We start from the raw sequence: 14,786 nt of genomic DNA, 5'->3' as shown, positions 1-14,786 counted from the left end.
TGTCTATGAACTTCTTTTTATCTTATCCCAGCTCGTTTCCTTGCTAAGCGGGTGCAAATATAAAACCCTTTTTCTTATCCCGCAATACTTTTTAAATGTTTTTTGAAAAAAGTTTTTTTTCCGAACCCTCTCCCTTGAACACTAACTTTTCCTGCCGAACGACGCCCCAAAGGATGTTCCCTTTTTTAGCGGCTGCAAACATACGACCCTTTCCCTCTTATTTGCAAACTTTTTATCCCCTTTTTTTAAGGTTTTTTTTGATGGGTTTTAAGGGCATTATTATCAATTGGTTATGTTTCTAATTTTACTTTAAAACCGTAAAAATGTTTCTATAAAACCATTAAATCTTAATTTAATTTTCTGTTTTCATAACCAAAAAGCAATTAAGCATCCTAAAATTAATCAAAAACACATGCGTTTATCACTTAATATACAAACTTGACATTTTCACTTTGAGCTTAAAGTTTATATAAAACTAGCGTTAGGGATGGTAATGGCATCCTTTGCTTTTGGGGCAAAAGATATAATGGACAGCCCGACAGCACCGGAAGTGCTGTAACGCCAATAAAAAAATTCAAAATAATAATACCTATATATATATTGTGTGTATTTGTTATACTATTATCTTTGCACCCTGAATTTAATTTATATTAATGATACATATAACATTGCCCGATGGAAGTGTAAAGGAGTTTCAACAAAACGTTACTCCCATGGATGTCGCTAAAAGCATTAGTGAAGGATTTGCCAGAAACGTTATTTCGGCCAACTTTAATGGCACAACCATTGAAACGGTTACACCTTTAACGACGGATGGCTCTTTGGTTTTATATACATGGAATAATGATGAAGGCAAAAAAGCATTTTGGCACTCTTCTGCACACGTCATGGCACAAGCTATTGAAGAATTATATCCAGGGGTTAAGCTTACTATTGGGCCTGCTATTGAAAATGGTTTTTATTATGATGTAGATTTTGGAGATCATTCCATATCTGATAAAGATTTCAAGGCTATTGAGGATAAGATGATAGATATTGCCCGTGGCAAACATGATTTTAAAATGCGTTCGGTTACAAAAGCAGAAGCGTTATATATATATAAAGGTAATGAGTTTAAAACAGAGCTTATAGAAAACCTTGAAGACGGCACAATTACTTTTTGTGACCATGCAACGTTTACTGATTTATGCCGTGGAGGACACATACCTAATACAGAAATCATAAAAGCAGCGAAAATTTTATCCGTTGCTGGAGCTTATTGGAGAGGCGATGAAAAAAACAAACAACTTACAAGAGTTTATGCAATTTCTTTTCCGAAACAAAAAGACCTTACCGAATATTTAACCTTTTTAGAAGAAGCAAAAAAACGTGACCATAGAAAATTAGGAAAGGAGCTTGAGCTTTTTACTTTTTCTAAGAAAGTGGGACAAGGGCTACCTTTATGGTTACCTAAAGGTGCTGCTTTACGTGAACGTCTCGAGAACTTTTTGAAGAAAGCACAAAAGAAAGCAGGTTATGAAATGGTGGTAACACCACATATTGGACAAAAAGAACTTTACGTTACTTCTGGACATTATGCTAAATATGGCGCAGATAGCTTTCAACCTATTCGTACCCCTAAGGAAGATGAGGAGTTTTTATTAAAACCCATGAACTGCCCTCACCACTGTGAGATCTACAACAGCAGTCAATGGTCTTATAAAGATTTACCAAAACGGTATGCCGAATTCGGTACTGTATATAGGTATGAACAAAGTGGCGAATTGCATGGATTAACCCGTGTTAGAGGTTTTACTCAAGATGACGCGCATTTATTTTGTACTCCAGATCAATTAGATAAAGAGTTTAAAGATGTTATTGATTTGGTCCTTTATGTTTTTGGTTCTCTAGGATTTGAAAATTTCACTGCCCAAGTTTCAGTAAGAGATCCTGAAAATCCAGATAAATACATAGGAGATGTAAAAAACTGGGAGAAAGCCGAACAAGCTATTATTAATGCCGCTACAGATAAAGGCTTAGACTTTGTTATTGTAGAAGGTGAAGCTGCTTTTTATGGTCCTAAATTAGACTTTATGGTTAAGGATGCTTTAGGAAGACGTTGGCAACTAGGTACAATTCAGGTTGACTATAACCTACCTGAACGATTTGATTTAACTTATAAAGGCAGTGATAATGAGCTTCACAGACCGGTGATGATCCATAGAGCACCCTTTGGAAGTATGGAGCGTTTTGTGGCATTATTACTGGAACATACAGGTGGTAATTTCCCCATTTGGCTTATGCCAATACAGGTAGCTATATTATCTCTTAGCGAGAAATATGAAAAATACGCTGAAAAAGTTTTAAATTTGCTAGAAAATGACGAAATTCGCGCCCTTGTTGATAATAGGAATGAAACAATAGGTAAGAAAATTCGGGAATCCGAGATGCGAAAGTACCCTTTCATGCTGATTATTGGAGAACAAGAACAAGAGCAAGGAAAAATAACAGTGCGTAAGCATGGTGGAGAAGATTTAGGAATGATAACCATAGAAGAATTTTCTAAAATTATTGAAACCGAAATAAGCAAAACATTAAAACAGTTTTAAAAAAGTTTAACTTAAAAAGATAAAGCCATAGCAATTAGAAGAAAAAGTCAGCCCGGTGCAAGGGCTTCACAAGAGGACAAGCACAGAATTAACTCTAGAATTACGTCGCCAAACATTCGTTTAGTTGGTGAGAATGTTGAAATAGGGGTTTATTCTACCCGAGATGCTTTAAAAATAGCAGATGAGCAAGGATTGGATCTTGTTGAGATTTCGCCTAACGCCGATCCTCCTGTATGTAAGGTTATGGATTATAAGAAGTTTCTTTACGAACAAAAGAAACGAGATAAGGTTATAAAGGCTAAGGCAACAAAAGTTATTATTAAAGAAATTCGCTTTGGTCCTCAAACAGATGACCATGATTACGAATTTAAAAAGAAACATGCAGAGAAGTTCTTAAAAGAAGGTGCTAAATTAAAAGCATTTGTATTCTTTAAAGGACGTTCTATCATATTTAAAGAGCAAGGACAAATATTATTATTAAAACTTGCCCAAGATTTAGAAGAGTTTGGAAAGGTTGAACAAATGCCTAAATTAGAAGGTAAACGTATGACCATGTTTTTAGCTCCAAAAAAATAAAGAAAGAAACTGAACTAACTCTTCGACTTTAAAGAACAACAGATTCAGAAAAGGATAAGATGCTGAAACATCCCGATAGCTATCGGGACAGCACTAAAAATAATTAAGCGAAATAATTAAAACTAGGAGAACAAGATGCCTAAAATGAAAACAAAATCTAGTGCCAAAAAACGTTTTAAACTAACAGGCACTGGTAAGATTAAAAGGAAACACGCTTTTAAAAGTCACATCTTAACAAAGAAGTCTAAAAAGCGTAAACTTGCTCTAACTCATGATACTTTGGTACATAAGTCAGACGAGAGCAATGTTAAATTGATGTTACGTTTAAAGTAACATTATTTTAACCGGTTAAATAAATTATAAACCCTGGAGTTAGGCCACTAAAAGAGTTAAAAGTTAAAAGTTAAAAGTTAAAAGTTTCAAAACTAATAACCAAAACCTATAACAAAACTAACCGCCTACTACAAAAAAAAACAATTAAAAAAATATGCCAAGATCAGTAAATTCTGTAGCAAAAAGAGCCAGAAGAAAAAAGGTTCTTAAACAAGCAAAAGGCTTTTTCGGACGTCGTAAAAACGTTTGGACAGTAGCAAAAAATGCGGTTGATAAAGCGATGTTATACTCGTACAGAGACCGTAGAAACAAAAAGAGATCATTCCGTGCTTTGTGGATTACGCGTATTAACGCTGGAGCCAGAGCTTACGGATTATCGTATTCTCAATTTATGGGGAAATTAAAAGCTAATGATATTGAATTAAACCGCAAGGTTTTAGCCGATTTAGCTATGAATAACCCAGAGGCTTTTAAAGCCGTAGTAGAGAAAATAAAATAAGGCGTTTCGCCTATTGTAAAACATATTATTCGCTTAATATAAAATCCGGTTCTTAATTGAACCGGATTTTTTTATTTATTGAAGTATTTATATAATATAAATATTTAACTTTTCTTCAATTTGGAAACTAGCATGTTCTTGGAAAAGATAACATACTTTAGTATAAATGGTATCGGATCCTTAACAGCAAATTTTACAGGAGTGTTGTTTAAGATAAAACGAGTCTCAAACAGGAATTTTATGTTTAATTGTAAAGTTTTTAAAAGCCCTTTTATATTTAAATATTCCAAATATTTATAATTTGGTTTATTAAAATCAATGCCTAAACTTGCTAATATATATAAATAAGGGAAATTAACTCCTGCTATCAGTGATGCATCTATTGAAGTCCAAAATCTTGTATTGACTTCAAGAATTTTAAACTTCTCATCCTTTTTATCAAATAATAAATCCACATGGGCCACGCCAGACCAATTGAGTAATTTCATTAACCTTTCAATAGTTAAATATAATTCCTCCTCTTCTACAAAAATCAATCCAGTTGTTGGAGCAAATGGATTGCCATCCTTTAATGTTGCCTTTTGTATGGTATGAGCTAAAATGACCCCATCTTTGCATAAAACACTGCAATCAATATCATACCCTTCAATACGCTCTTGAACAATAGTATCACATTCTAATCTGTTTTTTATAAAATAATCCTCTAGACTACTTTGATTGTCGAACGAATAAATTCCTGTACCACCACCCAGCCCACTTACTGGTTTAACCAAAACCGGATATTGTAATGATTCAACTTTGGGGATTTCCCCAACCTTAGCTACAATTCCTTTTGGATGAGGCAAATGGTGGTTGTCTAAAAAATACAACAATGATCCTTTATCATTAGCCAATTTGAAATTATCAAAGGAAGGCAATAAACAAAGTTTATCTTTAAATGAAACTTGGTTTTTATATTTGGCAATGATTTTAATGCCATTTTCGAAAATAGGCATCACCAGATCAATATCATGTTTTTTTAATTCTTCATTTATGTTATCAATCCATTCAAGCTCAACATTAGTCTCAGGGTAATAGGCGTAATGGTGAATGTGTCGAGAATACCTCATAGGATATCTCTTTTTATTTGAAATCACATAAATCTTAATGTCCTTTACTTGGGATAAACAATTTATTACACTAGGTAAAAGAGGGACTTCTCCATCTGGAATTAAAATTGAAAATTTCATATAAAAAATAAGTCTGTTTTAGTCCCTCTAAAGATATTATTAAATTTCATCCAAAAAAATATTAAAAAATATTATGATTATTAGCCTAGAAAAGTCCCTATTAGACTTAGCGATTCTTTGATGTGAATTATCATAAAGTTAATATACTTACAAAAGTAAAATATGCAATAATCTTTTACCTTTGCGCTTTTAATTAATGCCCTTTTCTACATTTATGAATTTAGCTGGAATCAAATTAGTCGTGTCGGATATGGATGGTACATTACTAAATTCCAACCACGAAGTCAGTGGTTTATTCTTTGAACTATTTAAAGAATTAAAAAAACACAACATCATTTTTGTCGCTGCCAGCGGAAGACCTTATTATAGCATTACCGAGAAGCTAAATTCTATTAAAGATGATATCATCATAGTGGCAGAAAATGGTGGTATAGTCATTAAGCAACAAGAACTCTTGCTATCTACACCAATAAGAAAAGAACATTTATCTCAGGTTGAATTATTAATAAACTCCAATAATCATATTCATCCTGTATTTTGCACCAAGTTAAAAGCCTATTTCAAAAGTGCTTCAAATGGATATATCAAACTATTATCTGAGTATTATCCAACCTTTACAGTTATTGATAGCATTGATGATGTGGAAGAGGACATCATAAAGATTGCACTATACCATGATATTGATTCTGAAAAATATATCTATCCACATTTTAAACATTTGGAACCAGACTATAAAGTAAAGATTTCAGGTAAACATTGGGTGGATCTTTCAGATGATTTAGCAAATAAAGGACATGCCATCGAGTTGCTTCAAAAAACCTACAACATATCACCCAAAGAAACCTTAGTTTTTGGAGACTACAATAATGATATTGAAATGCTAAAACTTGCCACCTATAGTTTTGCTATGGAAAACGCACACGAAAATGTTAAAGAAATTGCCAATTACTGCACCAAAAGCAACAATCATTATGGTGTTGAACTTATTTTAGAAAAATTAATTGACGCTAAAAAATTGTAATCAGTTACCAAAAGCTGTTAGAACTAATTGCCTACCATTAGCATCATTTCTATGCTCGCACAAATAAATACCTTGCCAAATACCTAAATTTAATTTACCATTAGTTATGGGTATTTGTAGAGCAAATCCAAGCAAGGACGCTTTAATATGGGCAGGCATATCATCACTTCCTTCATAAGTATGTTTATAATAGGAAGCGTTTTCAGGAACCATCATATTAAAATGACTTTCAAAATCACCTCTTACGGTATAGTCGGCATTTTCATTGATGGTTAAACTGGCGGATGTATGTTTAATAAACACCTGTAGCTGCCCTATACTTATTTCCTTTATTTCATGTATTCCCTCAATGATATCGTTGGTAATTAAATGAAACCCTCTTGGATATGATTTTAGTTTTAGTTGTTTTTGATAAAATTTCATTTGAATATTTAGAATAAAAATTTAAAATTTCATTTTCTATTTTAATAGAATCTATATTTTTACTATTATAATTACGCAACCTTTTTGCTTTATTACATCTATATAAAAGACAAGTATAATAAAATCTAAATAAAAACAACATGAAATCGCCATTAATAACAAGTTTGTTGAAACAAACACCAATGAAAATAGTGCGATAACATATGACCATTAAGAAACAATTAAACATTTACATATGAAATATTACTTAATAATCGCTTGCGTTAGCTTTTTTACTTTAACGAATTGTTCTATTGGCGACATTAACAACGACATCCCTCAAGTAACGAGAGTACTCTGGAATTTAAATAATGTTAGTGGAGGTATTGACGGCGTTGACAACGATTTCGCTTCCGGTGTTATTGTTTGGGAATTTAAGAATGGAACTTCAACGTTGACTGTTTCCAATACAAATAATAATGCTGCCATTGAAGATGGTTTGAATTCTGGGACATATTCTTTTTCTGTTAATAAAATAGGCAATGTAGAATACCTTACTATCAATTCAAGTGAATTTGGTAGTTTGACGTTTACTACAAACGATACCGTATTAATCATCAACCAGAATGAAACTTCCACTGGAACTGGTAACGATGGTTACATTTATACATTCACCAAAAGCGTGATTGTTGAAAACTAAATTACGTTTTTTGTTTCTTTTTTCTTGCGGCAGGAAACAATACATTATTTAATATGAGTCTGTACCCAGGAGAAGTCGGATGCAAATCTAGTTCAGTTTTTGCATCTCCTACCCTGTGTTGATAATCTTCTGGGTCATGACCACCGTAAAACGTAAAAAAGCCTTTACCTTTTATGCCATGAATGTATTTTGCTTCCCCGTTAATTTTACTCTCGCCCATTACTAGTACATTCGATTTTATTTCATCTCTGGTAAACGAAGTTGTTTGTCCCATAAAACCCTTTACCAAAGCCGTATGATTTTGACATAACATAGTTGGAATGGGATCCCATTTTGCAGAAAACTCCATTAATGAAAAATAATCACTCGTTGCAGTAATCATTCTTTTTTGAGTCATATCGATAGAAGAAAACTCATAAACCATAGGGTTTTGTTCTAAGGTAAAATTGGTAAAAGCAAAGGTTTTATTGTAATCTATTTTGTTTTGATACCCTGGATCACTGCCATCGCCATCAAACATGGGTTCGCAAATATCCAATCCTTCAGCAGCTAAAGCAATATCAAAGCTATCGGCAGCACTACACATGGCAAACATAAAGCCCCCACCAATAACAAAGTCCCTAATTTTTAAAGCTACTGCCAATTTCTCTTCAGACACTTTATTGTAGCCTAATTTTTCAGCTAATGCTTCTGCTGCCTTCTTTTCTTCTATGTACCAAGAAGTAGCTCTATAGGCTCCATAAAACTTGCCATATTGTCCTGTAAAATCCTCATGATGCAGATGCAACCAATCAAATGCCAACAATCCATCATTTAATACCTCCTCATCATACACTGTTTCATAAGGAATTTCGGCATACTGTAATACCATTGTTACGGCATCATCCCAAGGTTGTTTTCCGTTAGGTGTATAGACAGCAATTTTAGGTGCTTTTTCTAACACAACGGCTTCCATGTTTTGGCTTGGGCTACTAATGTCTTCTAAAATATTTTCTGTTTTAGTATCTGAAAGTATTTCAAATGATATACCTCTAATTTGACATTCTTTTTGAATTTCTGGAGTATCTGGCAACAAAAAGGAACCACCTCTGTAATTAAGGAGCCACTTTACTTTAAGTTCCTTATTCAGTACCCAATAGGTAATGCCATAAGCCTTTAGATGATTTTTTTGACTATCGGTATCCATGGGAATTAACACGTAAGAAGCGAACGTATTTATGGAAAAGAATAAAAATAATATGACAGATAGGGTTTTCTTCATAGACCGAAAGGTAATGAAAAATTATATTGACTTAGAATGCTTTAGGGAAATATTAAGTTTTATTACTAAAAAGGCACATCACTATCATCGTCTTCATTAAACGAACTACCAAAAGCTTGGCCTGGACTTGCTTTAAAATTATCAGTTTTAAAAGTATCATCGTTGGCAGCGGCATTCATTTTAGAATGAAATTCGAAAGGTGAATCAAAATTATCCAAATTATCAAACTTTCCTAAATGCCCAATAAATTTTAAACGAATGTTTTCTAAACCTCCATTACGGTGTTTGGCCACAATAAACTCTGCTTGTCCTTCGGTAGGTGAACGTTCTTCGTCATCCCATTCATCAATTTTATAATATTCGGGTCTGTAAATAAAGCTCACAATATCGGCATCTTGCTCAATGGCGCCAGATTCACGTAAATCTGAAAGCAAGGGTCTTTTACTGCCTCCTCGGGTTTCTACGGCACGTGATAATTGTGATAATGCTATAACGGGCACATTTAATTCTTTAGCTAAAGCTTTTAAGTTTCTAGAAATCATAGAGATTTCTTGCTCACGGTTTCCGCCATGGCTACTACCCCCAGTCATTAATTGCAAATAATCAATCATGATCAATTTGATACCATGTTGCGATGATAAACGGCGTGCTTTTGCTCTTAAATCGAAAATAGACAGCGAGGGTGTATCATCAATATACAAAGGGGCTTTCTCGAGGCCTTTTACTTTAACGTTTAGTTGTTCCCACTCGTGTTTTTCAAGTTTTCCTGTCCTTAATTTTTCTGAAGACAGACCAGTTTCACTAGAAATCAAACGTGTAATTAATTGCACAGACGCCATCTCTAAAGAGAAAAATGCCACTGGAATATTTAAATCGACAGCAATATTTCTTGCCATAGACAGCGTTAAGGCTGTTTTCCCCATACCCGGACGGGCCGCCACAATAATTAAATCAGATGGTTGCCATCCAGAGGTTAGCTTATCTAATTTAGTAAATCCTGTAGGGATTCCACTTAAGCCTTCTTTATTGGATATTTCCTCAATTTTTTTCTTGGCCTGAATGACTAAATCTTGAGCCGTTTCACTGGATTTTTTAATATTTCCTTGTGTTACTTCGTAAAGTTTAGATTCAGCATTATCCAATAAATCGAATACATCTTTAGTTTCATCATACGCATCTTCAATAATTTCACTGGAAATTTTTATTAAACTGCGCTGAATATATTTCTGTAAAATGATACGCGCATGAAACTCAATATGAGCCGAGGACGACACTTTTTGGGTTAGTGAAATAAGATAAAAATCACCTCCAGCCAATTCTAACTTTGAGTTTTTTTTAAGCTGTGTTGAAACGGTTAATAAGTCGACTGGTTCACTATTTTCGAATAACTGATAAATAGCCTGAAATATATGTTGATGGGCTTCTTTGTAGAATGCATCTGGACTTAAAATATCAATAACCTCATCAACACCTTTTTTATCAATCATCATAGCGCCCAATACAACCTCTTCTAAATCAAGTGCTTGTGGAGGTATTTTGCCTTTTTCAAGACTAATGAGCGTGCTTTTATCTACTTTATAGGATTTTATTTGTTCAGGTTGTTTCATGTAACGAAAATAACTAATTACGAGAGTTTTTAAACATTATTTAAATTATGATTGTTAACTAGCCATTAACAATTGAACTGTTAACAACTTCCAAATATTGTGGATAAGCATAAAAAAATCTGAAGCCAAAGACTTCAGATTTTTTTATGCTATGATTTTAAAAGGATTATCCTTTGAAGACTCCCATATTAGCATATTTTTCCATACGCTGATCTACTAATTCTTTTGCTGATAAGTTTTTAAGAATATCATAATACCTTACAATAGCATTGCTAACAGATTTAAATGTTTTTTCTCTATCTCTGTGGGCACCACCTAAAGGCTCTTTAATTATTTCATCAATCAACTTTTGCTTTTTCATATCAGCCGATGTCAATTTTAATGCCTCGGCAGCTTGCTCCTTATACTCCCAACTGTGCCAAAGTATTGAAGAACATGACTCAGGTGAGATAACAGAATACCAGGTATTTTCCAACATCAATACCACATCACCAACCCCTATTCCAAGAGCGCCACCCGAAGCGCCTTCTCCAACAATAACCGTTATAATTGGCACTTTTAAACGTGTCATTTCAAAAATATTCCTGGCAATAGCTTCTCCTTGTCCTCGCTCTTCTGCTTCTAAACCAGGATATGCACCTGGGGTGTCTATAAGTGTTACGACGGGAATACCAAATTTTTCAGCAGATTTCATTAAACGCAATGCCTTACGGTAACCTTCTGGATTTGCCATTCCAAAATTTCTATATTGGCGGGTCTTGGTATTATACCCTTTTTGTTGACCAATAAACATAAAGCTTTGATCTCCAATTTTCCCCAAACCACCAATCATAGCTTTATCATCTTTAAAACTTCTGTCTCCATGGAGTTCTAAAAACGATTCCCCGCAAATGGCACGAATATGATCTAAGGTATAAGGTCTATCTGGGTGTCGCGACAATTGAACACGTTGCCAAGCAGTAAGATCTTTATAAATCTTGGTTTTAGCGTCAATAAGTTTCTTTTCAATTTGCGAACAAGTTCCAGAAACATCTACCTCACTTTCCTTACCAATTACTTGACATTTTTGAAGCTGCTCTTCTAACTCTTTAATGGGAAGTTCAAAATCTAAATATTCCATAAAAATTTATGACTCTATTTTTAATTAGCTTACAAACCTACATATTTTTTTCAATTTAACTTAAGTAAAATCATTAAATGTAGGTTCTCTTAGCCCGAATTACAAAAGTAATAATTATCTAAGAAAATATGAAAACTTTAATTCTGTTTGAAGGCTAAGAAGCTTTTCTTTTTAGCCTTCTCATGTTTTTTAACACTGCATTCAATAGCACCGTAACAATAATAATGGAGGCTCCATAATAAAATGTAGGACTCATTTTTTCCTTTTCAGGAAAAAGGATGATGGCAATGATAATACCATAAATAGGCTCTAAATTATAAGTAAGAACCACAGTATAAGGACTAATATGCCTCATAACATAAATAGCCGCTATAAATGCATATGCGGTACAGATAGACCCTAAAATGAATAAATACCAAAAATCGATCGTACTTATATTGAAAAAATGTGATGAAAAACCACCTTCAAAAAGGAGTATAAAAAATGTGATGAAAACGACACCACTAATAAATTCATAAAATGAAATAACCGTTGCTGTATGTTGTTTTAAAAAACTACCATTAAGCACTGCAAACAATGATGAAAAAAATGCAGCAGCAATACCAAGCAAGACACCTTTAATGTAGTTGACTTCACTTTGTGTTATTACAAAAACACCAAGAATCACCAAGATTCCAAATAAAATTTCATACCAAATAATACGCCGTTTATGAATAATAGGCTCTAATATAGAGGCAAAAAAAGTCCCTGAAGAAAACACTCCTAATGTAATGGATACGTTTGAGGCATCTATAGCTCCAAAAAATGTTATCCAATGTAACGCAATTACAATGCCTGCAATAGACAGTTTAAAAACCGATTTTAATGGTATTTTAATCTGGATTTTTGCAACTTTTATATAGATGAAAATTAAAACAGATGCAATCGACATTCTAAACCAAACCAATGGTACCGCCGTTATAGTAATAAGTTGCCCTAATATGGCCGTAAAACCTGCTATGAAAACTAAAAAATGTAAATGCAGATAATTTTTAAATCTATCGTTTAGCATTCCGAAGAAGAAATAAAGCGATGATGCCAAAAATGACATTGGGGAACCATGCCGCAATGATTGCTGGAAAATCAGATTGCTCCGCCATGACACCAAAAATCTTATCAAAGAAAATAAAAACCATAGCAATACAAATACCCACTGCTAAATTTATTCCCATGCCGCCCCGTCGTTTTATGGACGATACTGCAACCGCAATAATAGTTAAAATGAAAACGGACACCGGCAAACTCCATTTTCTATAAAGCACTAATTGATAACGCCCCACATTGGAAGACCCTCTTAATTCTTCCTTTTCAATAAAGTTTGACAAATCTTTATATGAAAGTATTTCAGCTTGATATATTAATGGTGTCAAATCTTCAGCATCAAAAGCCAATACGGTATCTTTTTTAGTTTCTCTTTCTAACTTATCTGTAATATCTCCAATAGTCCGTTTGGTATAATTAGTTAATGTGTATAGGGTATCTTCTTCACTGTATCTAATAATATCTGCCGTTATTTTATGGGTCATCACATTATCATTAAAATGTTCTAAAATAAAATTTGTCCCTTGTTTATTTTTAGGATCAAAACTGCTCACATAAATAAGTTCATTTTCATTTATTTGCCGAAAGACATTAGTGTCTTGAGTATCTTTTCTAGTGGGATGGAAATATTTAAAATCAAATTCATTAAATCCTTTACTTGCAATGGGTGCTAAGTATAAGCCCAATACCAAAGCTAAAATAGCGGCAATAATTGCCCCGTAAATATACGGTCTTAAAAATCTGGAAAAAGACACGCCAGAACTTAAAAATGCTACAATTTCTGTATTATTGGCAAGTTTAGAAGTAAACCATATAACGGATAAAAATAAAAATAACGGGAATAATAGATTTGCAAAATAGATAGTGAAATTTAAAAAATAAACAAGAACTTCACTTATTGGTACGTTGTTATCTAAAATCTTTCCTATTTTTTCGGCTAAATGCACGGTAATTCCAATAGGAATGAATAGCAATAACATGGCGGAAAATGTAAAAAGATAACGTTTTAATATGTACCAGTCTAGTATTTTCAATTTCAGTATGCTGTATTAGATATGTTGTTGATTTATAAATTGAAGTAACTTTTAACTTTATAAACGATTGTCCATTTGTTTAACCATTTTATTTTTCCAATCATTAAAATCTCCCGCTAATATATGTTTTCTGGCTTCACGAACCAACCATAAATAGAATCCTAAATTATGAATGGTTGCAATTTGTTTTCCCAATAACTCATTAACTATAAATAAATGTCTTAAATACGCTTTTGTATAATCTGTATCTACAAAGGTAATTCCCATATTATCAATAGGCAAGAAATCTTCTTCCCACTTCTTATTTTTAATATTTATGGTTCCATGAGCTGTAAACAACATCCCATTTCTTGCATTTCTTGTTGGCATGACACAATCAAACATATCTATACCTAACGCAATATTTTCCAAAATATTAATTGGCGTACCAACTCCCATTAAATATCGAGGCTTGTCTTCTGGTAAAATATTACAAACAACTTCTGTCATCGCATACATTTCCTCGGCAGGTTCACCCACAGACAAACCACCTATGGCATTTCCAACCGCACCAGCATTGGCAATATATTCAGCAGACTGTATTCTTAAATCCTTATAAGTACTTCCTTGGACTATGGGAAAAAAAGCCTGACTGTAATCATATTTAAAGGGTACTTTCTCTAAATGATTAATGCATCTATCTAACCAACGATGCGTCATGTGCATGGATCGTTTTGCATAATTATATTCGCATGGGTAGGGTGTACATTCGTCAAAAGCCATAATAATATCTGCACCAATGCTTCGTTGAATTTCCATCACATTTTCAGGTGTAAAAATATGGTAACTCCCATCTATATGCGACTTAAACTTGACGCCTTCTTCCTTGATTTTTCTATTAGCTGATAAGGAATATACTTGATAACCGCCGGAGTCGGTTAAAATATTTCTATCCCAATTCATAAATTTATGCAATCCGCCAGCTTTTTCAATAACGTGGGTTTGTGGACGCAAATACAGGTGATAGGTATTTCCAAGAATAATATCAGGATTGATATCATTTTTAAGTTCGCGTTGATGCACCCCTTTTACAGTAGCAACGGTTCCAACAGGCATAAAAATAGGTGTTTCAATAACACCATGATCGGTTGTGATGACTCCTGCTCTTGCTTTACTTTGTGTATCCTTGGCTTTTAATTCAAATATCATATTCAGAAATAATAAGTCGGCAAACCTACATATTTTTTTAATTTTAAAATGACTTTATGCCATTTAACTAGGTCCACTAATTACAATTTATCAAAATAAATTGCGGAGATGCAAAAGTAACCAAGAAGAAGCCCTCCCATTAATTTTT

At 33.4% G+C, this 14,786-nt stretch carries 14 protein-coding genes; 6 read left to right on the top strand and 8 right to left on the bottom strand.

Annotation, left to right across the window (positions count from 1 at the left end; translation table 11 throughout):
• Positions 1-653: 653 nt before the first annotated feature.
• The 4 genes from thrS to rplT all read left to right on the top strand — a co-directional run bounded on the left by thrS (position 654) and on the right by rplT (position 3,996).
• Complete coding sequence (gene thrS / locus CDH49_RS05805) at positions 654-2,588, top strand: threonine--tRNA ligase (protein WP_100614414.1); 1,935 nt, start codon at positions 654-656, stop codon at positions 2,586-2,588.
• A 27-nt stretch (positions 2,589-2,615) separates the two neighbouring features.
• Positions 2,616-3,164: a translation initiation factor IF-3 gene (infC, locus tag CDH49_RS05800; protein WP_394337006.1), complete on the top strand. Its 549-nt coding sequence runs from the start codon at positions 2,616-2,618 to the stop codon at positions 3,162-3,164.
• Between the two features lie 135 nt (positions 3,165-3,299).
• Positions 3,300-3,497 carry a 50S ribosomal protein L35 gene (gene rpmI, locus CDH49_RS05795; RefSeq protein WP_100614413.1) on the top strand — a complete coding sequence of 66 codons (198 nt, stop codon included), beginning with the start codon at positions 3,300-3,302 and terminating at the stop codon, positions 3,495-3,497.
• Positions 3,498-3,651: 154 nt separating this feature from the next.
• Positions 3,652-3,996: a 50S ribosomal protein L20 gene (rplT, locus tag CDH49_RS05790; RefSeq protein ID WP_100609851.1), complete on the top strand. Its 345-nt coding sequence runs from the start codon at positions 3,652-3,654 to the stop codon at positions 3,994-3,996.
• A 104-nt stretch (positions 3,997-4,100) separates the two neighbouring features.
• Here rplT and CDH49_RS05785 read toward each other — a convergent pair whose 3' ends face one another.
• Positions 4,101-5,225, bottom strand: coding sequence for a carboxylate--amine ligase (locus CDH49_RS05785; RefSeq protein WP_100614412.1), 1,125 nt, complete (start codon positions 5,223-5,225; stop codon positions 4,101-4,103).
• A 214-nt stretch (positions 5,226-5,439) separates the two neighbouring features.
• On the opposite strand from CDH49_RS05785, the gene CDH49_RS05780 reads away from it, so the two are divergent.
• Positions 5,440-6,246 carry an HAD family hydrolase gene (locus tag CDH49_RS05780; RefSeq protein ID WP_100614411.1) on the top strand — a complete coding sequence of 269 codons (807 nt, stop codon included), beginning with the start codon at positions 5,440-5,442 and terminating at the stop codon, positions 6,244-6,246.
• Here the strand turns inward: CDH49_RS05780 and CDH49_RS05775 are convergent, their stop codons facing one another.
• A complete protein-coding gene (locus CDH49_RS05775; RefSeq protein ID WP_100614410.1) occupies positions 6,247-6,669 on the bottom strand; it encodes a secondary thiamine-phosphate synthase enzyme YjbQ in 423 nt (140 codons plus the stop codon).
• A gap of 235 nt (positions 6,670-6,904) precedes the next feature.
• Between CDH49_RS05775 and CDH49_RS05770 the strand changes: the two genes are divergently transcribed.
• Entirely contained in the window at positions 6,905-7,348 is a 444-nt protein-coding gene (locus CDH49_RS05770) for a hypothetical protein (protein WP_100614409.1), read from the top strand.
• Position 7,349: 1 nt separating this feature from the next.
• Here the strand turns inward: CDH49_RS05770 and CDH49_RS05765 are convergent, their stop codons facing one another.
• From CDH49_RS05765 to tgt, 6 genes are all read right to left on the bottom strand, one after another.
• Positions 7,350-8,534, bottom strand: a complete 1,185-nt coding sequence (locus CDH49_RS05765) for an asparagine synthetase B (RefSeq protein WP_100614516.1) — start codon at positions 8,532-8,534, stop codon at positions 7,350-7,352.
• A gap of 140 nt (positions 8,535-8,674) precedes the next feature.
• The gene (gene dnaB / locus CDH49_RS05760; protein ID WP_100614408.1) at positions 8,675-10,216 is read right to left on the bottom strand and encodes a replicative DNA helicase; all 1,542 of its coding nucleotides are present in this window, start codon (positions 10,214-10,216) and stop codon (positions 8,675-8,677) included.
• 166 nt (positions 10,217-10,382) lie between these two features.
• Positions 10,383-11,336, bottom strand: a complete 954-nt coding sequence (locus CDH49_RS05755; RefSeq protein WP_100614407.1) for an acetyl-CoA carboxylase carboxyltransferase subunit alpha — start codon at positions 11,334-11,336, stop codon at positions 10,383-10,385.
• Between the two features lie 154 nt (positions 11,337-11,490).
• Complete coding sequence (locus tag CDH49_RS05750; RefSeq protein ID WP_100614406.1) at positions 11,491-12,387, bottom strand: DMT family transporter; 897 nt, start codon at positions 12,385-12,387, stop codon at positions 11,491-11,493.
• Positions 12,374-13,450, bottom strand: coding sequence for an LptF/LptG family permease (locus CDH49_RS05745; protein WP_100614405.1), 1,077 nt, complete (start codon positions 13,448-13,450; stop codon positions 12,374-12,376). Before CDH49_RS05745 ends, CDH49_RS05750 begins: the two co-directional genes overlap by 14 nt.
• Positions 13,451-13,507: 57 nt before the next feature.
• Positions 13,508-14,638, bottom strand: coding sequence for a tRNA guanosine(34) transglycosylase Tgt (gene tgt / locus CDH49_RS05740; protein ID WP_100614404.1), 1,131 nt, complete (start codon positions 14,636-14,638; stop codon positions 13,508-13,510).
• Positions 14,639-14,786: the final 148 nt, after the last annotated feature.

The sequence above is a fragment of the Confluentibacter citreus genome, assembly GCF_002807055.1.
GTDB classification, from domain to species: domain Bacteria; phylum Bacteroidota; class Bacteroidia; order Flavobacteriales; family Flavobacteriaceae; genus Confluentibacter; species Confluentibacter citreus.
Note: the sequence above shows the minus strand (reverse complement) of the source record. Positions and strands in the feature narration are given on the sequence as shown.

Bases quoted from the DNA above. Each gene is read 5' to 3' on its own strand.
- thrS (WP_100614414.1), top strand. From the start codon at position 654: ATGATACATATAACATTGCCCGATGGAAGTGTAAAGGAGTTTCAACAA.
- rpmI (WP_100614413.1), top strand. From the start codon at position 3,300: ATGCCTAAAATGAAAACAAAATCTAGTGCCAAAAAACGTTTTAAACTA.
- rplT (WP_100609851.1), top strand. From the start codon at position 3,652: ATGCCAAGATCAGTAAATTCTGTAGCAAAAAGAGCCAGAAGAAAAAAG.
- CDH49_RS05785 (WP_100614412.1), bottom strand. From the start codon at position 5,225: ATGAAATTTTCAATTTTAATTCCAGATGGAGAAGTCCCTCTTTTACCT.
- CDH49_RS05780 (WP_100614411.1), top strand. From the start codon at position 5,440: ATGAATTTAGCTGGAATCAAATTAGTCGTGTCGGATATGGATGGTACA.
- CDH49_RS05775 (WP_100614410.1), bottom strand. From the start codon at position 6,669: ATGAAATTTTATCAAAAACAACTAAAACTAAAATCATATCCAAGAGGG.
- CDH49_RS05770 (WP_100614409.1), top strand. From the start codon at position 6,905: ATGAAATATTACTTAATAATCGCTTGCGTTAGCTTTTTTACTTTAACG.
- CDH49_RS05765 (WP_100614516.1), bottom strand. From the start codon at position 8,534: ATGGATACCGATAGTCAAAAAAATCATCTAAAGGCTTATGGCATTACC.
- dnaB (WP_100614408.1), bottom strand. From the start codon at position 10,216: ATGAAACAACCTGAACAAATAAAATCCTATAAAGTAGATAAAAGCACG.
- CDH49_RS05755 (WP_100614407.1), bottom strand. From the start codon at position 11,336: ATGGAATATTTAGATTTTGAACTTCCCATTAAAGAGTTAGAAGAGCAG.
- CDH49_RS05750 (WP_100614406.1), bottom strand. From the start codon at position 12,387: ATGCTAAACGATAGATTTAAAAATTATCTGCATTTACATTTTTTAGTT.
- tgt (WP_100614404.1), bottom strand. From the start codon at position 14,638: ATGATATTTGAATTAAAAGCCAAGGATACACAAAGTAAAGCAAGAGCA.